Source organism: Streptomyces tibetensis (assembly GCF_007655005.1).
Classification (GTDB): Bacteria; Actinomycetota; Actinomycetes; order Streptomycetales; family Streptomycetaceae; genus Streptomyces; species Streptomyces tibetensis.
The window spans coordinates 50221-71462 of the sequence record NZ_SZVW01000009.1 but is presented as its reverse complement, the minus strand read 5'-3'; the positions used below and the strand labels follow the sequence as shown (position 1 = coordinate 71462).

At 71.4% G+C, this 21242-nt stretch carries 16 protein-coding genes; 4 read left to right on the top strand and 12 right to left on the bottom strand.

Annotated elements, in window-relative coordinates:
• Positions 1–62 precede the first annotated feature (62 nt).
• Both FDO69_RS16740 and lepA read right to left on the bottom strand, forming a co-directional pair.
• Positions 63–1934 carry an AMP-dependent synthetase/ligase gene (locus tag FDO69_RS16740; protein WP_104780631.1) on the bottom strand — a complete coding sequence of 624 codons (1872 nt, stop codon included), beginning with the start codon at positions 1932–1934 and terminating at the stop codon, positions 63–65.
• A 264-nt stretch (positions 1935–2198) separates the two neighbouring features.
• Positions 2199–4067, bottom strand: coding sequence for a translation elongation factor 4 (gene lepA, locus FDO69_RS16735; protein WP_104780630.1), 1869 nt, complete (start codon positions 4065–4067; stop codon positions 2199–2201).
• A 240-nt stretch (positions 4068–4307) separates the two neighbouring features.
• Between lepA and rpsT the strand changes: the two genes are divergently transcribed.
• Positions 4308–4574 (top strand): 30S ribosomal protein S20, encoded by a 267-nt coding sequence (gene rpsT, locus FDO69_RS16725; RefSeq protein WP_104780628.1) that lies wholly within the window; start codon positions 4308–4310, stop codon positions 4572–4574.
• Positions 4575–4794: 220 nt separating this feature from the next.
• Here rpsT and FDO69_RS16720 read toward each other — a convergent pair whose 3' ends face one another.
• Positions 4795–5190 carry a nuclear transport factor 2 family protein gene (locus tag FDO69_RS16720; RefSeq protein WP_104780627.1) on the bottom strand — a complete coding sequence of 132 codons (396 nt, stop codon included), beginning with the start codon at positions 5188–5190 and terminating at the stop codon, positions 4795–4797.
• A 100-nt stretch (positions 5191–5290) separates the two neighbouring features.
• Here FDO69_RS16720 and FDO69_RS16715 point away from each other — a divergent pair, with 100 nt between their 5' ends.
• On the top strand, positions 5291–5716 hold the full coding sequence (locus FDO69_RS16715) for a VOC family protein (protein ID WP_104780626.1): 426 nt from the start codon (positions 5291–5293) through the stop codon (positions 5714–5716).
• A gap of 9 nt (positions 5717–5725) precedes the next feature.
• On the opposite strand, the gene holA is transcribed toward FDO69_RS16715, so the two are convergent.
• The 9 genes from holA to leuS form a co-directional block, all read right to left on the bottom strand.
• Positions 5726–6715 (bottom strand): DNA polymerase III subunit delta, encoded by a 990-nt coding sequence (holA, locus tag FDO69_RS16710; protein ID WP_199838289.1) that lies wholly within the window; start codon positions 6713–6715, stop codon positions 5726–5728.
• A 250-nt stretch (positions 6716–6965) separates the two neighbouring features.
• Entirely contained in the window at positions 6966–7211 is a 246-nt protein-coding gene (locus FDO69_RS16705; protein ID WP_104780822.1) for a hypothetical protein, read from the bottom strand.
• Between the two features lie 38 nt (positions 7212–7249).
• Positions 7250–8131, bottom strand: coding sequence for a YceI family protein (locus FDO69_RS16700; protein WP_104780624.1), 882 nt, complete (start codon positions 8129–8131; stop codon positions 7250–7252).
• A gap of 173 nt (positions 8132–8304) precedes the next feature.
• Complete coding sequence (locus FDO69_RS16695; RefSeq protein WP_104780623.1) at positions 8305–9135, bottom strand: arylamine N-acetyltransferase family protein; 831 nt, start codon at positions 9133–9135, stop codon at positions 8305–8307.
• 4 nt (positions 9136–9139) lie between these two features.
• On the bottom strand, positions 9140–11746 hold the full coding sequence (locus FDO69_RS16690; protein ID WP_104780622.1) for a ComEC/Rec2 family competence protein: 2607 nt from the start codon (positions 11744–11746) through the stop codon (positions 9140–9142).
• Positions 11743–12900: a ComEA family DNA-binding protein gene (locus tag FDO69_RS16685; RefSeq protein ID WP_104780621.1), complete on the bottom strand. Its 1158-nt coding sequence runs from the start codon at positions 12898–12900 to the stop codon at positions 11743–11745. The genes FDO69_RS16690 and FDO69_RS16685 overlap by 4 nt, the downstream gene beginning before the upstream one ends.
• A gap of 119 nt (positions 12901–13019) precedes the next feature.
• Positions 13020–13865, bottom strand: coding sequence for a DegV family protein (locus tag FDO69_RS16680; protein ID WP_104780620.1), 846 nt, complete (start codon positions 13863–13865; stop codon positions 13020–13022).
• Between the two features lie 72 nt (positions 13866–13937).
• On the bottom strand, positions 13938–14744 hold the full coding sequence (locus FDO69_RS16675) for a hypothetical protein (RefSeq protein ID WP_104780619.1): 807 nt from the start codon (positions 14742–14744) through the stop codon (positions 13938–13940).
• A 193-nt stretch (positions 14745–14937) separates the two neighbouring features.
• Positions 14938–17817 (bottom strand): leucine--tRNA ligase, encoded by a 2880-nt coding sequence (gene leuS / locus FDO69_RS16670; protein WP_104780618.1) that lies wholly within the window; start codon positions 17815–17817, stop codon positions 14938–14940.
• Between the two features lie 470 nt (positions 17818–18287).
• Here leuS and FDO69_RS16660 point away from each other — a divergent pair, with 470 nt between their 5' ends.
• Together FDO69_RS16660 and FDO69_RS16655 are read left to right on the top strand one after the other, a co-directional pair.
• Positions 18288–19553, top strand: a complete 1266-nt coding sequence (locus FDO69_RS16660; protein ID WP_104780617.1) for a ferric reductase-like transmembrane domain-containing protein — start codon at positions 18288–18290, stop codon at positions 19551–19553.
• The gene (locus FDO69_RS16655; RefSeq protein ID WP_104780616.1) at positions 19550–21160 is read left to right on the top strand and encodes an NADH-quinone oxidoreductase subunit NuoF family protein; all 1611 of its coding nucleotides are present in this window, start codon (positions 19550–19552) and stop codon (positions 21158–21160) included. Before FDO69_RS16660 ends, FDO69_RS16655 begins: the two co-directional genes overlap by 4 nt.
• Positions 21161–21242 lie beyond the last annotated feature (82 nt).

Genomic DNA, 21242 nt, shown 5'->3' with positions numbered 1-21242 from the left:
CCGCGTGGGCGCGAGCAAACCACGAACAAAACCCGCAGTCGCCCGCGCTCCCGCACCGCCCCCTACGCCTCGCGAACCCCGTCGTACATCTCGTCGATCAGATGCTTGTACTCCCGCTCCACCACGGGCCGCTTCAGCTTCAGACTCGGCGTGATCTCACCATGCTCGACGTCCAGATCCCGCGGCAGCAGCCGGAACTTCTTGATGGTCTGCCACCGCTGAAGCCCCTCGTTGAGCTGCTTCACGTACCCGTCGACCATCTCCACCGTGACCGGTGAGGAAACGATCTCCGCGTACGACTTCCCCCCGAGCCCGTTCTCCTTGGCCCACTCCGTGATCGCGGGCTCGTCGAGCGCGATGAGCGCCGTGCAGAAGTTCCGGTCGGCCCCGTGCACCAGGATGTTGGACACGTACGGGCACACCGCCTTGAACTGCCCCTCGACCTCCGCCGGGGCGATGTACTTGCCGCCCGAGGTCTTGATGAGGTCCTTCTTGCGGTCGGTGATCCGCAGGTACCCGTCGGGCGACAGCTCCCCGATGTCCCCGGTGTGGAACCAGCCGTCCGGCTCCAGCACCTCGGCCGTCTTCTCGGGCAGCTTGTGGTAGCCCTCCATGATGCCCGGGCCGCGCAGCAGGATCTCCCCGTCGTCGGCGATCCGCACCTCCGTGCCGGGCAGCGGCTTGCCGACCGTGCCGGTGCGGTAGGCCTCGCCCGGGTTCACGAAGGACGCCGCCGAGGACTCGGTCAGGCCGTAGCCCTCCAGGATGTGGATGCCGGCGCCGGAGAAGAAGTACCCGATCTCGGGTGCCAGCGCCGCCGAACCGGAGACGCACGCCCGCAGGTTCCCGCCGAACGCCTCCTTGATCTTGGCGAACACCAGCGCGTCGGCGACCTTGTGCTTCGCGCCAAGACCGAACGGCACGGACGCGGTGCCGGTCCGCCGGAAGTTGTCCTGGGAGACCTTGGCGTACTCGCGGGCCACCTCGGCCGCCCACTGGAAGATCTTGTACTTGGCGCCGCCGCCCGCGCGGGCCTTGGCCGCCACGCCGTTGTAGACCTTCTCGAAGATGCGCGGCACGGCCGCCATGTACGTCGGCTGCACCACCGGCAGGTTCTCGATGATCTTGTCGACCCGGCCGTCCACGGCCGTGACGTGCCCGACCTCGATCTGCCCGGAGGTCAGCACCTTGCCGAAGACGTGCGCGAGGGGCAGCCACAGGTACTGCACGTCTTCGCCGCTGATCAGCCCGGTCGCGGCGATCGCCTTCGCCATGTACGACCAGTTGTCGTGCGGCAGGCGCACGCCCTTGGGGCGGCCCGTGGTGCCGGAGGTGTAGATGAGGGTGGCCAGCTGGTCCTTGGCGATCGCGCCGACCCGCTCCTTGATCAGGTCGGGGTCCTTCTCCAGCCGGGCCGCGCCGCGCTTCTCCAGCTCGTCCAGGGTGAGGATCCAGTCCGCGGTCTCGACACCGGCCCCGTCGATCACCACGACGTGCGTCAGCTCGGGCAGCTCGGCGCGCTTCTCCTGGGCCTTGGCCAGCTGCTCGGCGTTCTCCGCGATCAGCACCCGGCTCTCGGAGTCCGACAGGATGTACGCGGACTCCTCGGCGTTGGTCTGCGGGTACACCGTGGTCGTGGCCGCGCCGGCGCACATGATGCCGAGGTCGGCGAGGATCCACTCGATCCTGGTGCCGGCCGCGAGGGCGACGCGCTGCTCGGGCTGCACGCCCAGCTCGATGAGGCCCGCCGCGATGGCGTAGACCCGTTCGGCGGACTGCGTCCAGGTCAGTGACTTCCAGTCGTCCGGCCCCTGGCCCGCCGACGGGACCGGATACCGATAGGCCTCGGCGTCCGGCGTGGCCGCCACGCGCTCCAGGAAGAGGCCCGCCACGGACGGCGGACGGTTCTCGATCAGGGTCTGTGTGTCGCTCACGACATCCTCCGGGGCCCGCGACGATGCGGCTGGCTCAGGTGCGGCTGGGTGGCACTCACGAGGTGCAGGTCACGCCCGTTGTTTAACTCGTGAGTAACTAACGAGCAGGGATCAGAGTAAAGGGCGACCGTCCCCTGCGTAAGGGGCTGCGGCCTGTCACTTCGTACCGAGAGCTACCCCGTGTACGCACAGGGGCCCGCCGCGCTTTCGCACAACGGACCCCTGTTCAACCCGGATTGCGGTGTAACCCACGGTAATCCGTGATTACTTCTTGCCCTTGCCCGACCCCGCGCTGTCATCACTCGACAGGACGGCGATGAAGGCCTCCTGCGGAACCTCTACGGAACCCACCATCTTCATCCGCTTCTTGCCCTCCTTCTGCTTCTCCAGCAGCTTCCGCTTACGGGAGATGTCACCGCCGTAGCACTTGGCGAGGACGTCCTTGCGGATGGCGCGGATGGTCTCGCGAGCGATGACCCGGGAGCCGATGGCGGCCTGGATGGGCACCTCGAAGGCCTGCCGCGGGATGAGCTCGCGCAGCTTGGCGACGAGCCGCACACCGTAGGCGTACGCGGCGTCCTTGTGGGTGATCGCCGAGAAGGCGTCGACCTTGTCGCCGTGCAGCAGGATGTCGACCTTGACCAGGCTGGAGGTCTGCTCGCCGGTGGGCTCGTAGTCGAGCGAGGCGTAGCCGCGGGTCTTGGACTTCAGCTGGTCGAAGAAGTCGAAGACGATCTCCGCGAGCGGCAGGGTGTAGCGGATCTCTACCCGGTCCTCGGAGAGGTAGTCCATGCCGAGCAGGGTGCCGCGCCGGGTCTGGCACAGCTCCATGATCGAGCCGATGAACTCGCTGGGCGCGAGGATGGTGGCCCGCACGACCGGCTCGTAGACCTCCGAGATCTTGCCCTCGGGGAACTCGCTCGGGTTGGTGACGGTGTGCTCGGTGCCGTCCTCCATGAGGACGCGGTACACCACGTTCGGCGCGGTGGCGATGAGGTCGAGGCCGAACTCGCGCTCCAGCCGCTCGCGGATCACGTCGAGGTGCAGCAGGCCGAGGAAGCCGACGCGGAAGCCGAAGCCGAGGGCGGCGGAGGTCTCCGGCTCGTAGACCAGCGCGGCGTCGTTGAGCTGGAGCTTGTCCAGGGCCTCGCGCAGCTCCGGGTAGTCCGAGCCGTCCAGCGGGTAGAGGCCGGAGAACACCATCGGCTTGGGGTCCTTGTAGCCGCCGAGCGCCTCCTCGGCGCCCTTGTGCTGGCTGGTGACGGTGTCACCGACCTTGGACTGGCGGACGTCCTTCACACCGGTGATGAGGTAGCCCACCTCGCCCACGCCGAGGCCGTCGGCCGACAGCATCTCCGGCGAGTTGGTGCCGATCTCCAGCAGCTCGTGCGTGGCGCCGGTGGACATCATCCGGATCCGCTCGCGCTTGCTGAGCTGACCGTCGATGACACGGACGTACGTCACGACACCGCGGTAGGAGTCGTAGACCGAGTCGAAGATCATCGCGCGGGCGGGGGCGTCCGCGACACCGACCGGCGGGGGGATCTCGGCGACGACCTTGTCGAGCAGCGCCTCGACGCCCAGGCCGGTCTTGGCGGACACCTTGAGGACGTCGTCGGGGTCGCACCCGATCAGGTTGGCGAGCTCCTCGGAGAACTTCTCGGGCTGCGCGGCCGGCAGGTCGATCTTGTTCAGCACCGGGATGATCTTGAGGTCGTTCTCCATCGCCAGGTAGAGGTTGGCGAGGGTCTGCGCCTCGATGCCCTGGGCGGCGTCGACCAGGAGGATGGTCCCCTCACACGCGGCGAGCGACCGGGAGACCTCGTAGGTGAAGTCGACGTGCCCGGGGGTGTCGATCATGTTGAGGATGTGCGTGTCGTTCTTGTCGTGGGTGGGAGCCCACGGCAGACGCACCGCCTGTGACTTGATCGTGATGCCACGCTCGCGCTCGATGTCCATGCGGTCGAGGTACTGGGCGCGCATCTGCCGCTGCTCGACCACTCCGGTGAGCTGGAGCATCCGGTCGGCGAGCGTGGACTTGCCGTGGTCGATGTGCGCGATGATGCAGAAGTTGCGGATCAGAGCCGGGTCGGTACGGCTCGGCTCGGGCACGTGGCTGGGGATCGCGGGCACGCAGGGTCCTGATTCTTGAGGCGTCCGCAGTGTCTGCGGTCTCGGGTCGGATCGATACGTAGCCTCCATGGTCCCACGGGTGGGGACCATGGACGGGTTTGGGCCGTGGAAGGGGCCACTGGTAGCCTGGGTGGCTGTGCCTCGTGCCCTCTCGCAGGAGGTACGACCCAAGAAATCACCCGGTACGGGAATCGTGCGGTGTCCGTGCGGCCTCGTGCCAGAACCTGAGAAGGCTCATTCGTGGCGAACATCAAGTCCCAGATCAAGCGGATCAAGACCAACGAGAAGGCGCGGCTGCGCAACAAGGCCGTCAAGTCCTCCCTCAAGACCGCGATCCGCAAGGCCCGTGAGGCTGCTGCCGCGGGTGACGCCGAGAAGGCCACCGAGTACCAGCGCGTCGCCGCGCGTCAGCTCGACAAGGCCGTCTCGAAGGGCGTCATCCACAAGAACCAGGCCGCCAACAAGAAGTCGGCGCTGGCTTCGAAGGTCGACGCGCTCAAGGGCTGACATCTGATGTGACGCCGGAGGGAATCGAGCGGGCCCTCTCTCATCCGCTCCCGTCCGGCACCCCCGGATCCGCGCGCGGCCTGCGTTCGCCACGCGGGCGCGGATCCAGCAGCTCGAACCGAAGGCCCCGCCCTCCGCTCTTCCCGAGCGGCCAGCGGGGCCTTCGGCCTGTCTCCTGCGGTACCGGCGGTGTACCGGCGTACCCGCCCTGTCCGTGGTCCTACGACCAGAACTCGTTGTTCTTGTCGATGTCCTCGACGCATTCGTCGAGGTCGGTGACCTTGTCGCCGACGATGCGGAAGACGATGCAGCCGGTGTCGTCGAGGCTCTTGCCCTTGCGCTCGGCCGTGAAACGGGTCATGCCGACCGCGTGACCGCGGCCGTCGACGGCGATGCCGATCAGGTCGGCGCGCATCGTCCCGTTCGTCTCCGCGCCGAGCCGTTCGTACATCTCGATGATCGAGTCCAGCCCTTTGAAGTCGCCCGACAACGGGTGATCGCCGGGCACGTGGTGGGTGGCGTCCCCCGCGATCAATCCGCGCAGGGTGTCCATGTCACCGCGCGAGAAGGCCTCGAATCCCTTGCGGACCAGCGCTGCGTGCGGGTGTTCAGCCATGACCCTCGCCACCTCTCCATCGCTCGGCGACCTACGGCTGATACACCCGATTCTCCTCTTCGGCAGGAGGAGGGCGACTCGATCACGGCACAGTGGAGACATGAACGCAGACGACAGGAACGCGCCGGCCCTGGTCCGCGCGGCGACCAGGCTCCCCGCCCAGGACCTGGAGCGGGCGCGGCGCTTCTACTCGGAGAAACTGGGTCTGGATCCCGTGGACGAACGCCCCGGCGGGCTGCTCTACCGGTGCGGCGGTGCGGAGTTCGTCCTGTTCCGCTCGACGGGAGCGTCCCCCGGCACCTTCACGCAGATGGCGTTGGAGGTCGAGGACCTCGATGCGGCCGTCGCCGAGCTGAAGCGCCGCGGGGTGGTCTTCGAGGAGGTCGACGCCCCCGGCTTCCGCACGCGGGGCGGTATCGCCGAGATCGAGGGGAACTACCCGAGCAAGGGCGCCCGGGGCGAACGCGGTGCCTGGTTCCACGACAGCGAGGGCAATCTGCTGGGGATGGGGGAGCCGGTCTTCTGACGACAGGCCCTAGCCCCGGCCCCGGGAGCGAGCCGCTCGGGCGATGGTGACCACGGCCTTCTCCAGGGCGTACTCGGGGTCGTCGCCCCCGCCCTTCACCCCCGCGTCCGCCTCGGCCACGGCCCGCAGCGCGACCGACACCCCGTCCGGGGTCCAGCCCCGCATCTGCTGCCGCACCCGGTCGATCTTCCACGGCGGCATGCCCAGCTCCCGCGCGAGATCCGCCGGTCGCCCCCCGCGCGCGGACGACAGCTTCCCGATCGCCCGGACGCCCTGCGCGAGCGCACTTGTGATGAGCACCGGCGCGACGCCCGTCGCCAGCGACCAGCGCAATGCCTCCAGGGCCTCCGCGGTGCGCCCCTCGACCGCCCGGTCGGCGACCGTGAAGCTCGACGCCTCGGCCCGCCCGGTGTAGTACCGCCCGACGATCGCCTCGTCGATCGTCCCCTCGACGTCCGCGACCAGTTGCGACACCGCCGAGGCCAGCTCCCGCAGATCGCTGCCGATCGCGTCGACGAGCGCCTGGCACGCCTCCGGTGTGGCGGACCTCCCCGTCGTCCTGAACTCGCCCCGCACGAACGCCAGCCGGTCCGCCGGCTTCGTCATCTTCGGGCAGGCCACCTCACGGGCCCCCGCCTTGCGCGCCGCGTCGAGCAGCCCCTTGCCCTTCGCCCCGCCGGCATGCAGCAGCACGAGGGTGATCTCCTCGGCCGGTGCCCCGAGGTACGCCTTCACGTCCTTGATCGTGTCGGCCGACAGATCCTGCGCGTTGCGTACGACCACGACCTTGCGCTCCGCGAAGAGCGACGGGCTCGTCAGCTCGGCGAGCGTGCCGGGCTGCAACTGGTCCGGGGTCAGGTCCCGTACGTCCGTGTCGGCGTCGGCGGCCTTCGCCGCGGCCACCACCTCCTGCACGGCACGGTCGAGGAGCAGGTCCTCCTGGCCCACGGCGAGTGTCACCGGGGTGAGGGGGTCGTCATGAGCAGTCTTCCTGGCCATCGCGCCAAGCATCCCACGCGCCACTGACAGCGGCCCCCGACGGGCCGGGGCGTACACACGCGGGGTCAGGCGGGCGGCCGCAGGCGAGGTGGGCGGGTGGCCGCAGGCGGAGTCAGGCGGGCGGCCGCAGGCGGAGACAGGCGGGCGGCCGCAAGCGGAGTCGGCGGGCTGGCGCAAGCGGAGTCGGCGGGCTGGCGTGGCGAGCCCCAGACGAGCCAGGCCCGACGCACGCCCGCCCAGGGCCGGGTGCCTACGGTTCCTCCCGCCAGCCCTCCCACTCGCCGGCCAGCCGGTCCAGCTCCCCGGGATCCAGCCGCTCGTCCTCGTCGCGCAGGACGACCAGCCACTGCGCGTCCTCGGCGTCGTCCTCGCCGGCCAGCGCGTCCCGCACCAGCTGCGGCTCCTCTACGACCCCGAACCGCTCCCGCAGCGCGTCCACCACCTCTTCGGCGGCATCACGGTCGGGCAGCACCAGCACATGTCGCACATCACTCACGCCGGACATTGTCCGACACCACCTCGTGGCCGGGTCGCTCAGCCCTTGCGGACGATCTGCACATCGAGGTCGACCCTGATGCTCGGCCCCACCACCGCGATGCCACGCGCCAGCATGGTCTGCCAGCTCACCGTGAAGTCGTCCCGGTGCAGCTCGGTCGTGGCCCGGCAGGCCGCCCGCACCTCGCCCTCCATGCCGTTGCCCAGCCCCAGGTACTCCGTGTCCAGCGTGACCGTCCGCGTCACGCCGTGCAGCGACAGCGCTCCCGTCACGGCCCACCGGTTCCCGCCCTTGTGCACGAACCGGTCGCTGTAGAACTCCAGCGTCGGGAACCTCTCGACGTCCAGGAAGTCCGCCGAGCGCAGATGGTCGTCACGCATCCTCATGTTGGTGTCGATGGACGCCGCGTCGATCACCACGTGCATCGCCGACCGCTCCACCGGATCGGCGACCCGTATCACCCCCGCGAACGACTTGAACTGCCCGTGGATGCGGGCCAGTCCGATGTGCCGCGCGGTGAAGCCGATCGAGGAGTGCGCCGACTCGACCTCCCAGTCACCGGCGTCGGGAAGCTCCGGCGGCCGGGCCACCTGCAGCGTCACGTCCCCGAGCGAGGCGAGCGCGTTCTCGGCGACCTGCGTCGTCGCGCGGTAGGGCGTGTACCCCTCCGCCGACACCGCGAGCCGGTACTCCCCGGCGGGCACCGTCGTCACGAACGACCCGTACGGATCCGCTCCGCCGCTGACGACCGGCCGCCCCACGGAGTCCGTGACCGCGAACTCCGCGTGCCGGACCGGCTCGTTGACCGGGTCCAGCACCCGGCAGGCCAGCACCCCCGCGCTCGGCGGTGTCGGCACCGCCGCCAGGGGACTCGTCCGGTGCACCCGGTCGGTGCGGCTTGCCCGCCAGCGGCCGATCATCCACGGCTCCTCTGAGTGACTCGAAATCGCCTGTTGATCACTGTTGATCACACGTGCCGAAGATGCATTCGACCACCCATGAGGCTTTCGAGGCAACACGGGACCACATCACGGGAATCCAGCAGATGTGCTGGTACTGCGCCTGAGTGGCCCCGTGTGGCCGGAATTGACTCCTACGCGGGATTTCGCGACACCGGCACCCTGTCGAGCTCGATCCCGAACCGCTCCCGGTACACCCCGAGTACCTCCTCGTCCGTGCCCAGCTCCCTCTCCACCCGCGTGCCGTCGGCCGCCGTCACCGTGAGCCGCCGCCCGCTGAGCGTGATCCGCCCTCCCTCCTCCGTCACCCGCGAACACACCAGCGACCGCGTGAAATGCGACACCGACGACGTGCTGTGCCACCACGCCCCGGCCACGAAGTCGCCGAGCGCCCGAGGACGCACCTCCAGGCGGTACTGCGGTCTGCCGTCCCGCAACACGTCCAGGTCCGCCGCCTCCACCGTGCCGTGCCCACCGCGCACCCCGGCCGCGTCCGGCCCCGCCTCGACGATCCGGAACGTGCCCGCCGGGTCCTCCTGCTCCCCCCGGTCCCCGAACGCCAGCGGAAGGTGGCTGTGCGCCCCGAACCCGACATCGGCCAGCCAGTCGCCCCCGTCCACCGTCCGCACCCTCAGCGCCAGATGGTCGTACGGGATCCCGAGCCGCCCCTCGTCCCCGTACACCCGCGCCGCCAGCAGCGCCACGTCGTACCCCAGTGCCGCGAGCAACGCCCCGAAGGAGCCGTTGAGTTCGTAGCAGAACCCGCCCCGCCGCGCGCCCACCACCTTGTCCAGCAGCCGCTTCTCCTCCAGCACGATCTCCTCGCCCAGATGGATCGAGAGGTTCTCGAACGGCACGGCCCGCAGGTGCCGCAGGTGCAGTTCGCGCAGCGCGTCGACGGTGGGCCATGCCGGGTGCTCGGCTCCCAGCCGACGGAGATAGGCATCAACCTGGCTTGAGTTCATGCCCTCAGTCTCGCGCCACCCTCAGCTCGCCGGCCTCTCCCGTGACAGCGAGCGCGCCGTCCCGGTCCGTCCGCAGCACCGCCGCGCCCCCGGCACGCAGCGCCGCCACCGTGCCCGGCGCCGGGTGCCCGTACGAGTTTTCCTCGCCGCAGGAGATGAGGGCCAGTCTCGGGGCCGCCCGGCGTATGAGGCCCGGGTCCTGGTAGGCCGAGCCGTGGTGGGCGACCTTCAGCACGTCCACGCCCTCCAGCGCCTCGGCCGCCGGCGAGCGCGCCAGTGCCCTCTGCGCCGGGGGCTCCAGGTCTCCGAGGAGGAGCAGGCGCAGTCCGGCCGAGCGGACCAGCAGGGCGACGCTGGCGTCGTTCGGCCCCTCCGGCACGGGGTGGGCCGAAAGCACCCCGGGAAGCACTCTCGGAGGCACCCCCGGCGGCGAGTCCGGCGGCGGGCCGGGGGGCGGCCAGACCACCTGCCAGGACAACTTCCCCGTGCGCCGCTGCTCCCCGACCGCCGCCCGTGTCACGGGAATCCTCCGCGCCGCCGCCAGTCTCCGTACGAACGCGGCCTGCTCCGCGGGCTCCTCCAGCCCCGTCGTCTCGATCGCGCCCACGGCCCGACCACGCAGCACCCCGGGCAGGCCCGCCACGTGATCGGCGTGGAAGTGGGTGAGCACGACCAGGGGGATCCTGCTGATGCCCAGTGAGCGCAGACAGTGGTCGACGAGCCGCGGATCGGGCCCCGCGTCCACCACCACTCCGGCGCCCTCGCCCGCCGCGAGCACCAGGGCGTCACCCTGCCCCACGTCACACATCACCAGCCGCCAGCCCGGCGGCGGCCAGCCCGTCACCACCCGGGTCAGCGGTGGCGGCTGCACCACCACCAGAAGCAGCAGCACTCCGCAGACCCCGCACCACCAGGGATGCCCGAGCAGCCGTCGTCCGACGAGCACCAGGGCCAGGATCACGGACAGCAGCAGCGCCGCGCCCGTCCAGCTGCCCGGCCAGTCCACTCCCCCGCCCGGCAGTGCGGCCCCGAACCGGGCGATCCCCGCGATCCACTCGGCGGGCCAGTGCGCGCACCACGCCAGCGCCTTGGCCACCGGCATCGCCACCGGCGCCGTCGCCAGTGCCGCGAACCCCAGCACGGTCGCCGGCGCGATCGCGAACTCCGCGAGCAGATTGCACGGCACCGCCACCAGACTCACCCGCGCCGACAGCACGGCGACGACGGGCGCGCACAGGGCCTGGGCGGCTGCGGCGGCGCCCAGGGCCTCAGCCCACCTCGGCGGCACCCCCCGCCGCCGCAGCCCGGCGCTCCAGCGCGGCGCGAGCGTGAGCAGGGCCCCGGTCGCGACGACGGAGAGCAGGAACCCGTAACTGCGCGCCAGCCACGGGTCGTACAGCACCAGCAGCACAACCGCCGTCGCCAGCGCCGGGATCATCGACCTCCGACGGCCGGTCGCCAGGGCGAGCAGCGCCACGGCTCCGCAGGCCGCGGCCCGCACCACACTCGGATCCGGTCTGCACACGACGACGAACCCGAGCGAGAGCACACCGCCGAGCACGGCCGTCCCACGCAGTGAGACACCGAGCCGGGGTGCGAGCCCCCGCCGCTCGACGTGCTGCGCCAGGCCCGGCGGCCCGAGCAGCAGCGCGAGGAGAATCGTGAAGTTGGCCCCGGAGACGGCCAGGGTGTGCGTGAGGTCGGTCTCCTTGAACGCCTCCTCCAGCTCGGGTGTGATCCGCGAGGTGTCCCCGACCACCAGGCCCGGCAGCAGCGCCCGGGCGTCCGCGGGCAGCCCGTCGGTCGCCTCCCGCAGCCCGGCACGCAACCGCCCGGCGAGCCGCTGCGGCCCAGAGGGCCCTCCCACCACATCCGGTTCGCCCGGATCCCGCACGCGCAGTACCGCCGCGACCCGGTCGCCGCCCGTCATCGCGGGCGCCAGCCGCGCACCGACCCGCAGCCGCGTCGACGGCAGCAGCCCGAGCCATGGCGACCGCCCCCGCCCGCCGGCCACCCGACCGGGTGGGGCCGTGCCCACGTCCACGATCATCAGCACCGGTGTCCGTGTGGTCACCGTCGTCCCACCCACCTCGTGGACGCGCAGCACGTCGGCGTCGATCAGCACGGCCGTCGGAGCCACGTGGTCGCCGCTGACCTTCGGCCGGGTGAGCCGGGGGTCGGACGTGAGCTCGACCTCGGCGGTCACCGACGCGAACTCCCGCGCCAGGCCGGGCACGGGTCCCCGGCGCAGATCCGCCCCGTGCAGCCCGGCCGAGGCGGCGGCCCCGGCGACACACAGCAGCAGGGCGGCGAGCGTGGCGCGCGGCCATGACGCGGCCCGATGCCTCCGGGCCAGGGGCAGCAGTCCGACGGTCACCAGGCAGCCGATCACGATGCCGAGGACCCACTGGGGCGAGGCGTCCAGCACGAGCGCCGCCGTGCCCCAGGCCGCGAGGGCCGGCGGCACGAGCCGCAGGTCCGTCGGGCCCTCCTGGCGTGGACGGGCCGCGCCCAGACGGGTGCCGGAGGACGCGTGCACGGACGACCGGGCGGGGCGCAGCCCGGGCGCGGCCTCGTCCTGCCCCGCCGGCGGGCCGGGGAGGCTCCTCATGGCCGTACGAGGTCGCGCAGGTCGGCGAAACGGCGGTCTCCGATGCCGTTCACCTCACGCAGCTCGTCCACGGAACGGAAACCGCCGTGCTGCGTGCGGTAGTCGATGATGTGCTGCGCCAGCACTGGGCCGACGCCCGGCAGGGTGTCGAGCTGGTCCGCGGTGGCCGTGTTGAGGGAGACCGGGGCCGCCGGTGCGGCCGCCCCACCCGCCGCACCCCCGGCCGCGGCACCGGCCGGGCCACCGGGAGGCACACCGCCCATCCCTGGTCCGCCCGCGGGAGCCGGTCCCCCGACGATCACCTGCTCGCCGTCCACGAGGAACCGGGCGCGATTGAGCCCGTCGGTGTTCGTGCCCGGCTTCACCCCGCCCGCCGCGTGCAGCGCGTCCGCCACCCGCGAGCCGGGCGGCAGCCGGTGGATCCCCGGCTCCCGGACCTTGCCGCCGACGTCCACGACGATCTCTCCCGCCCCTGCCTTCGCGGACCCGGACGAGGCCTCGGAGGGCACACCGGAGGAAGCACCGGCAGCGCCCGGGCCGCCCTTCTGTCCGGCCGGCCCGCTCTCCTGCCGCTCCCCGTAGGGAACCGCCGCCCGCACCACCTCCGGTGGCCGCACGGACTGCGTCCGTCCCGTCCAGAAGTGCTGCACGGCGAATGCCGCCGCGACGACGAGCACCACCGTCAGGGCCAGCACACTCCGCCGCTCCAGACCGCACCTGGACTGCACCCACAGCGGCATGCGCTCCCGCAGCGCCAGGCCGGCCCGCTCCCGCCAGACTCCCGCCACGGCGCCGCCACCCCCGCCCGCCGGGTCGCTGAGGACGCCCACGGGCTGCATGACGGTCTCGTGACGACCAAACCGCCGTCGGTGCTCTTCACCATCGGCGGAACCCGGCGGCCCCTGCCCCGACTCCCGATGCCCCTGGGCCCGTTCGACCGGCTCGGCCCGCCCTGGGTGCCCCACCGACCCGGTGTGGTCACCGAACAACGCCCCTGCGCGCCGCCGAAGTTCCTCCGCCGAGGCATGACGCTGCCGGGCCCGCCCGCGTGCGACCGGCGGGCGTCGGTGATGACGGACGCGCCCGTCGGACGCCGGCCCACGGCCCGGCCCACTGGTCGCGGTCGCTGTGCGTGAACGTGATCGAAGTGCCATGCGACGAGGATCGGCCACTTCGCCCGACCCGCGATGATCTTGGTCAATTTCCGGGGACAGGGCCCCGGTTGTGGACAACTCCGTCACTCACACGGGCGGCCGGAGTCCCACAGCAACGTTCACCGGGGCGAAACCACGACTCCCAGCAGCCCGGGCCCCGTGTGCGCCCCGATCACCGCCCCGACCTCGCTGACATGCAGATCGGCCAGCCCGGACACCCGTGTCCGCAGTCGGTCGGCGAGGGCCGACGCCCGGTCCGGGGCGGCGAGATGGTGGACGGCGACATCCACCGGTGCGCTGCCCGCACGGTCGGCCGCGATCTCCTCGAGGCGGGCGATCGCCTTGGACGCGGTCCGCACCTTCTCCAAGGGTTCGATGCGGCCGTCGGCCAGTTGCAGCAGCGGCTTCACCGCGAGCGCCGAGCCCAGCAGCGCCTGCGCGGCACCGATACGACCGCCGCGCCGCAGGTAGTCGAGGGTGTCGACGTAGAAGTAGGCGGAGGTGCCCGCGGCTCTCTTCTCCGCTGCCGCGACGGCCTCGTCGACCGTCCCGCCCGACTCCGCGACCTCCGCCGCGGAGAGCGCGCAGAAACCCAGCGCCATGGCGATCATGCCGGTGTCCACCACCCGTACGGGCACCGGCGCCTGCCGTGCGGCCACGACGGCCGCGTCGTAGGTGCCGGACAGTTCGGCGGAGAGGTGGAGGGAGACGATGCCGGTGGCGCCGGACTCGGCGACCTTGCGGTAGGTCTCCTCGAAGACCGCGGGGCTGGGACGAGAGGTCGTCACCGGACGCCGCTTCTGCAAAGCCTGGGCGAGGGCGCGGGTCGAGATCTCGGTGCCCTCCTCCAGCGCCCGGTCACCGAGGACGACCGTCAGGGGCACCGCCGTGATGCCGTGACGCTCCATCGTCCGGGTCGGCAGGTAGGCCGTTGAATCGGTGACGATCGCGACATGGCGGGACATGAGCTGGAGGTTACCTGCCGTAGCGCTCGTGTGGCAGCCCGGGCCCTGCGCCCTGCGGCGCGAGTGGCCGGTTCAAGTGGTGCTCTCGGGACGGGGCTTCTTCTGCCAGGGGTGGGTCAGGCGTGGCCCCGGCGGCGTGATGGCGGGCCGTGCCGGTTCCTGGGCCGGGCCCGGCTGCGCGCTGTCCGGCCAGCTCTGCCCGGCCGTGCCGGCGTCGGCGTCGGGCGCCTCGGGCCACGGCGGCGTCCCGCTCTGCGGCGGCGAGCCGGGCTGCCGGGAGGACGCGGACCGCGCCGAGGACGAGGGCCGCTGCGCGGACGTGGACTGCGGCTCCGGCTCCGTCCAGTGCCGCAGTGCGCCGGACTCCAAATCGATCTGGGCGCCGAGCGTGTCCAGGTCGTCGTCGGCGAAGCGGCGGGCCCGGTCGCGGGCCGCCCAGCGCAGCGAGTCCGCGGAGTGCGTGATGCGTTCGGTGCGCTCGCGCAGCCCGGGCAGCCGCTCGGTGAGGGCGGCACGGTCCGGCTCGGACTCCAGGCGCTTGAGCTCACCGTCCAGCTCGTGTCCGAGCGCGCTGAGCCGTTCGAACAGGCCCACGGACTCCTTCAGGGACTCGTCCTCGGCGACGGCCGCGTGCAAGGCGTCCTGGGTGGCGCGCATCGAGGTGCGCAGCTTCAGCCGGAGCTGGGCGAGTTCACCCGCGGCGCCGGGCTGGGCGAAGGACTTGGCGCGCAGTGTGTGGTCCTCGACCGTGCGGCGGGCCTGGCTGATGCCTCGGTCCACGCCACGCTTGGCGGCGCCGACCGCCTTCACGGTGACGTACGCCCCGAGCCCGAGAAAGAGCACGAAGAGCAGGGCGAAGACTGCGATCACTGCTTCCACAAGGGCTCCTCCTCAGGACGTCACGGCGCCTCGCGTCGCTCTTCCACGGTAAACGCAACGGGCAGGTCCGGAGTTCCAGAAAAACCCCGAACCTGCCCGTAGGGGACCACCCCGAGAGGGTTCTGCCCGTGGAGACCACCCCGGGCGGTCACGCCCGCAGGGGCCCCGGCAGCGGTCCGGTACGTCCTGGCGGCTACGCCGGAACGATGTTCACCAGCTTCGGCGCGCGCACGATCACCTTCCGGATCCCGGCACCGCCCAGCGCGGCGACGACCTTCTCGTCCGCCAGCGCGACCTTCTCCAGCTCGTCGTCGGAGATCGACGGCGCGACCTCCAGCCGCGCCTTGACCTTGCCCTTGATCTGCACGACACAGGTCACCGTCTCGTCGACGACGTACGCCGGGTCGGCCACCGGGAAGTCCCGGTGCACCACCGAGTCGGTGTGTCCCAGCCTGCGCCACAGCTCCTCGGCGATGTGCGGGGCCAGCGGCGCGACCATCAGCACCAGCGGCTCGGCGACCGAGCGCGGCAGGGCGCCGCCCGCCTTGGTCAGGTGGTTGTTCAGCTCGGTGACCTTGGCGATGGCGGTGTTGAACCGCATGCCCTCCAGGTCGCCGCGGACCCCGTCGATCGCCTTGTGCAGGGCGCGCAGCGTCTCCTCGTCGGGTTCGGCGTCCACGACGGTCACCTCGCCGGTGGCCTCGTCGACGATGTTGCGCCACAGCCGCTGCAGCAGCCGGAACTGGCCGACCACCGCGCGCGTGTCCCAGGGGCGGGAGACGTCCAGCGGGCCCATGGCCATCTCGTACAGGCGCAGTGTGTCGGCTCCGTACTCGGCGCAGATCTCGTCCGGAGTGACCGCGTTCTTCAGGGACTTGCCCATCTTGCCCAGCAGCCGGGAGACCTTCTCGCCCTGGTACCAGTAGGCGCCGTCGTGCTCCTCCACCTCGGCGGCCGGCACCGCGATGCCACGGCTGTCGCGGTAGACGTAGGCCTGGATCATCCCCTGGTTGAACAGCTTGTGGAACGGCTCGGCGGAGGAGACGTGGCCCAGGTCGTACAGGACCTTGGACCAGAAGCGCGCGTACAGCAGGTGCAGCACGGCGTGCTCGGCGCCGCCGACGTACAGGTCGACACCGCCGTGCGGCTGCCCCTCGCGCGGGCCCATCCAGTACTGCTCGATCTCCGGGTCGACCAGCTTCTCGGAGTTGTGCGGGTCCAGGTAGCGCAGCTCGTACCAGCAGGAACCGGCCCAGTTGGGCATGGTGTTGGTCTCGCGCCGGTACGCGCGCGGACCGCGGCCGTCGCCCAGGTCCAGCGTGACGTTGACCCAGTCCTCGTTGCGCGACAGCGGGGTCTCGGGCTGGGTGTCGGCGTCGTCCGGGTCGAAGGTGCGCGGCGAGTAGTCCTCGACCTCGGGCAGCTCCAGGGGCAGCATCGACTCGGGCAGGGCGTGCGCGATGCCGTCCTCGTCGTAGACGATCGGGAAGGGCTCGCCCCAATAGCGCTGGCGGCTGAACAGCCAGTCGCGCAGCCGGAAGTTGACGGTGCCCGCGCCGACGCCCCTGCTCTGAAGCCATTCGGTGATGCGCGCCTTGGCCTCGGCGACGCCCAGGCCGTCCAGGCTCACCTGGTCGTTCGAGGAGTTGATGATCTTCGCGTCGTACGACGCGAAGGCGTTCTCCCAGGTCGAGGTGTCCGTGCCGCGGCCGTCGGTCGGCTCGACGATGCAGTGGACCGGCAGCTCGAAGGCGCGCGCGAACTCGAAGTCGCGCTGGTCGCCGGCCGGCACGGCCATGATCGCGCCGGTGCCGTAGCCCATCAGCACGTAGTCGGCGATGAAGACCGGGACCTGCTCGCCGTTGACCGGGTTGGTCGCGTAGGCGCCGATGAAGACGCCGGTCTTGTCCTTGGCCTCGGCCTGCCGCTCGACGTCGGACTTCGAGGCGGCCTGGGCGCGGTAGGCGGCGACGGCCTCACCGGGGGTCGCGTGGCCGCCGGTCCACACCTCGTGGGTGCCCTCCGGCCAGGCGGCCGGGGTGAACTTCTCGACCAGCGGGTGCTCGGGCGCCAGCACCATGTAGGTGGCGCCGAACAGGGTGTCGGGGCGGGTGGTGAAGACGGTGATGCGCTCGCCGTCGATGGGGAAGTCGACGCGGGCTCCCTCGGAGCGGCCGATCCAGTTGCGCTGCTGCAGCTTGATGGCCTCGGGCCAGTCCAGCGCGTCCAGGTCGTCCAGCAGCCGGTCGGCGTAGGCCGTGATGCGCATGTTCCACTGGCGCAGCTTGGCCTTGAAGACCGGGAAGTTGCCGCGCTCGGAGCGGCCCTCGGCGGTGACCTCCTCGTTGGCCAGCACGGTGCCCAGTCCGGGGCACCAGTTGACCGGCGCGTCGGAGGCGTAGGCCAGCCGGAACTCGCCCAGGACGTCGGCCCTCTCGGCGGCGCTCAGCTCGCTCCACGCGCGCGTGTGCCCCGGCACGGGCCGCTCACCGGACTCGAACTCGGCGACCAGCTCGGCGATGGGGCGGGCGCGCCGGGCGTCGTGGTCGTACCAGGAGTTGAAGATCTGCAGGAAGATCCACTGGGTCCACTTGTAGTAGTCCGGGTCGATCGTCGCGAACGACCGGCGCTTGTCGTGGCCCAGGCCCAGCCGGCGCAGCTGGGACTTCATGTTCTCCATGTTGGCCTCGGTGGACACGCGCGGGTGCGTGCCGGTCTGCACCGCGTACTGCTCGGCGGGCAGGCCGAAGGCGTCGAAGCCCAGGGTGTGCAGGACGTTGTGGCCGGTCATCCGCTGGAAGCGCGCGAAGACGTCCGTGGCGATGTAGCCCAGGGGGTGGCCGACGTGCAGGCCCGCACCGGAGGGGTACGGGAACATGTCCATGATGAACTTCTTGGGGCGGGCGGCGATCTCCGGGGCACCGGCCAGGTCACCCTTGGGGTTGGGCGCGGCGTAGGTGCCCTCGGCGTCCCAGAAGTCCTGCCAGCGTGCCTCGATCTCGGCAGCCATGGCGGCCGTGTAGCGGTGCGGCGCCGCCACCTCGGAGGTGGCGGCGGGGTTCGTCTCGCTCATGATCCTCAAAGCTCCATCGATCGTCTCTGCCTGCGGCTGTCTGGTTCGAGAAACGAAAAATCCCCTCACACAGGAGGGGACGCCGCGCCGATGCCGGCCACTCGACTTCTCCGGTGGCCGGGACTGATCAGCGCGGCCCGCTAAGCAGAAGGCGTACGGCACGCATGGCGCTAGGGTACCGCAGGCCCTCAGCACGCCGCGACGCGCTTTCGGGGGGCCGTACCGCACCCCCGAAAGCTGAACCATGGTCAATAGTTACTTCGCGTAACAGCCGCTAAGGGGCATCGCAACGCCCATATTGTCCTTTGATAACAACGCAATAACTCAAACCTCGTACTGATCGGTATGACTCCGCTTAGAGTTCGGCAGCGGGACCGCTGCTTTCCCGAACCGCTCGGAGTTGCCCCCATGAACCCTCATCGCAGTAACACCTCCCTACCCCCGCTCGCCGGGACGTGGGGAGGCCGGTCGTGAACCCCTACGACTCCACGGCAGACGACTCGTTCGCCGAGTTCCTCAACTTCGGTGCGGGCGTGCTGTCCCTCGTGTGTCTGACGTGCTCGGTGATCTGGGGGCTGGTCGCCCAGGACCGGGTCCTCCTCGACACCCGCCGCCGCATCCTGGCGCAGGCCGTGCACCGGACCACGGCCGTCGCCTCGATCGTCTTCCTGCTGGTGCACATCGGCGTGAAGCTGGCGCTGTCCCACACCTCGTGGATCGCCGCGGTGATCCCCTTCGGGCTGGTGTTCACCGAGGACGAGCTGGTCACCGGCCGGTCTTTCCTGATCGGCCTGGGCACCCTGGCAGGCATGCTCATGATCTTCGTGGGCATCACCGGCGTGCTGCGCAACCGCTTCGCGTCCCCCGCGCCCGTCGCGGCCCGCTGGCGGGCCATGCACATGCTGGCCTACCCGGCCTGGTGCGCCGCCCTGGTCCACGGGCTCTACGCGGGTCGCGCCGCCAAGCCGATCTTCGTCATCCTGTACTGCCTGTCCCTGGCCGGCGTGGCCGGAGCGCTCGCCCTGCGCGCGGCTCCGCGCCAGGTCAAGCGCCAGGTCGCCGACAAGATCGCCTCGATGATCGGCCCCGGCGAGGGCCAGGGCCGCAGGGACCTGGAGGAGAGCCGGACCCGGGCGAGCGGCGGCTTCGCGTTCCCCGACCAGGAGGGCCGGGGCGCTTCCCGGCGCGGCGTGGCGTCCCCGTCGGGGCCGCTGTACGAGAAGGCGGAACGCGGCCCGGCCAAGGAACCGGCGAACGGCTTCGCCGCCGCCTACCGGGCCGTCTCGGGCCCTCCCCAGGGCGGGCAGGCCTTCGCGCCCGGGCCGACGACCAGCATGCAGCTGCCGCTGGACCTGCAGCCCACCGAGACCTTCCCGACCGTGGACGGCCCCTCCAGCACCTCGGGCAACTGGCCGATCCCGTCCCCGCCCCCGGTCGGCGAGGCCCCGCCGTCCGCCTATGACCCGCTCCAGGACACGGGCTTCAACATCCCGCCCTACGACCCCCTCCAGGACACCGGGCAAAGCATCCCGGCCTATGGCAATCCAGGCGCCGCCGGTTACGGATCGAGTGACGTGTACGACACGGGTGAGACGAACGCCGCCTTCGACACGTACTACCCGAACGACACGTACAACAGCGGTCCCGCCACTGACACACATCCCGGTGCGTCCTACGACTTCGACGCACCGGGATCGGGCGAACCTTGGAACACGCCTTCCGGAGGCTTTAAGTGAACGAGGCCCTGCCCGACGTACCCGAAGTCCGCGTGGTCGGTCTTCCCCAGCTCACGTCGGGCTTCGACCTTGTCGATCGGCTCGATCTGCCCATGCACCTCAAGGTGCACGGGCCGCTCGAGCCGATGGGCGGCGAGCAGCTCGCGCAGCTCGCCGAACGCATCAACCTGAAGGGCCGCGGCGGCGCGGGCTTCCCCTTCCACAAGAAGCTGCGCTCGGTCGCCGAAGCGGCGATCAAGCGCGGCGTCCGGCCGGTCGTCGTCGTGAACGGAAGCGAGGACGAGCCGGCCTGCCGCAAGGACACGGTGCTGATCAACCGTGCCCCGCATCTCATCCTGGACGGCGCCCTGCTGTGCGCCGAGGCCTTGGGTGCCCGCACGCTCGTGGTGGGGGTCACCCGTGAGTCGACCCAGCGCTCCATGGAGGCCGCGCTCGCCGAACGCGGCCTCAGCAACGGCCGTCGGTCGGCACTGCGCGCGCGGGTCCAGCGCAATCCGGTCCGCATGGTCACCGGTGCCGCCGCGTCGCTGGTCCGCTCGATCGACGGCGGCCCGGCCGTCCCGCCCGGCCGCAAGGTCAGCGCCTCGCAGAACGGCGTCGGCGGCGCACCCACCCTGCTCTCCAACGCCGAGACCTTCGCCCAGCTGGCGATCGCCGCCCGCATCGGCCCCGAGCGCTACGGCAACACCGGTCTGTACGACGAGCCGGGCACCGTCATGCTCACGGTCTCCGGCGCCGTCGCCCGCCCCATGGTGATCGAGGTCCCGACGGGCGTGCCGCTGCGCTACGTCCTGCAGCTCGCCGGCGCGCCGCCGGTCCCGCAGGGCGTGCTCACCGGCGGCTACCACGGCAAGTGGATCGACGCGGCGACGGTCAACGAGGCGGTCGTCTCCCGCAACTCCCTGGACGCGGTGGGCGGCGCGCTCGGCGCCGGCGCGATTCTGCCGATCACTCAGGACACCTGCCCGCTGGGCGAGTCGCTGCGGGTGGCTCAGTGGCTGGCCGAGGAGAGCGCGGGCCAGTGCGGCCCCTGCTACCTCGGTCTGCCGGCCGCCGCACGCGGCCTGGAGGACATCCTCAACGGCGGTGGCCCTGCCGCCCTGGAGGCGCTCAAGCAGGTCGCCAAGAACGTGAAGCGGCGCGGCGCGTGCTCGCACCCGGACGGCTCGGCGATGTTCCTGGAGTCGACCATCAAGGCGTTCACGGACGACCTGGCCGCCCATGTCCTCGGCAACGGCTGCGGACGGCCCGTGGAGGGCGTTCTGCCGCTCTTCGAGGGCGGCAGGGCCCCGACGGGCATCCCCGGCGGCGGCGAGTCCGAGGAGAACGGCCCGAGCCGCCAGAAGATCTACGTCGACTGGACGCTGTGCCGGGGCCACGGCCTGTGCGCGGACATCCTCCCCGAGGTGTTCCAGCTGGGCGCCGACGGCTTCCCGACCGTGGCACAGGCGCAGGTACCGCGGTACGCCGAGGCCAAGGCTCTACGCGCGGTGCGCCGCTGCCCGGCGCTGGCGCTGCGCATCGAGGAGTCGGGCGCACCGGGCGCGCCGTCCCGCAACCTCCCGGTCCTCTCCCAGGGCCGCGGCCGCCGCGCTCTCGGCCGCTGAGCGGAAGCACCGGCGGGCTTCCTCCAGGGGAGCCCGCCGTGCGCATACGCACGACAAGCACGACAAGAAGGCGGGCCATCCG

Excerpts from the sequence above, each read along its gene's own strand:
- FDO69_RS16720 (WP_104780627.1), bottom strand. The coding sequence starts at position 5,190 with ATGGCTGAACACCCGCACGCAGCGCTGGTCCGCAAGGGATTCGAGGCC.
- FDO69_RS16715 (WP_104780626.1), top strand. The coding sequence starts at position 5,291 with ATGAACGCAGACGACAGGAACGCGCCGGCCCTGGTCCGCGCGGCGACC.
- holA (WP_199838289.1), bottom strand. The coding sequence starts at position 6,715 with ATGGCCAGGAAGACTGCTCATGACGACCCCCTCACCCCGGTGACACTC.
- FDO69_RS16700 (WP_104780624.1), bottom strand. The coding sequence starts at position 8,131 with ATGATCGGCCGCTGGCGGGCAAGCCGCACCGACCGGGTGCACCGGACG.
- FDO69_RS16695 (WP_104780623.1), bottom strand. The coding sequence starts at position 9,135 with ATGAACTCAAGCCAGGTTGATGCCTATCTCCGTCGGCTGGGAGCCGAG.
- FDO69_RS16690 (WP_104780622.1), bottom strand. The coding sequence starts at position 11,746 with ATGAGGAGCCTCCCCGGCCCGCCGGCGGGGCAGGACGAGGCCGCGCCC.
- FDO69_RS16685 (WP_104780621.1), bottom strand. The coding sequence starts at position 12,900 with ATGGCACTTCGATCACGTTCACGCACAGCGACCGCGACCAGTGGGCCG.
- FDO69_RS16680 (WP_104780620.1), bottom strand. The coding sequence starts at position 13,865 with ATGTCCCGCCATGTCGCGATCGTCACCGATTCAACGGCCTACCTGCCG.
- leuS (WP_104780618.1), bottom strand. The coding sequence starts at position 17,817 with ATGAGCGAGACGAACCCCGCCGCCACCTCCGAGGTGGCGGCGCCGCAC.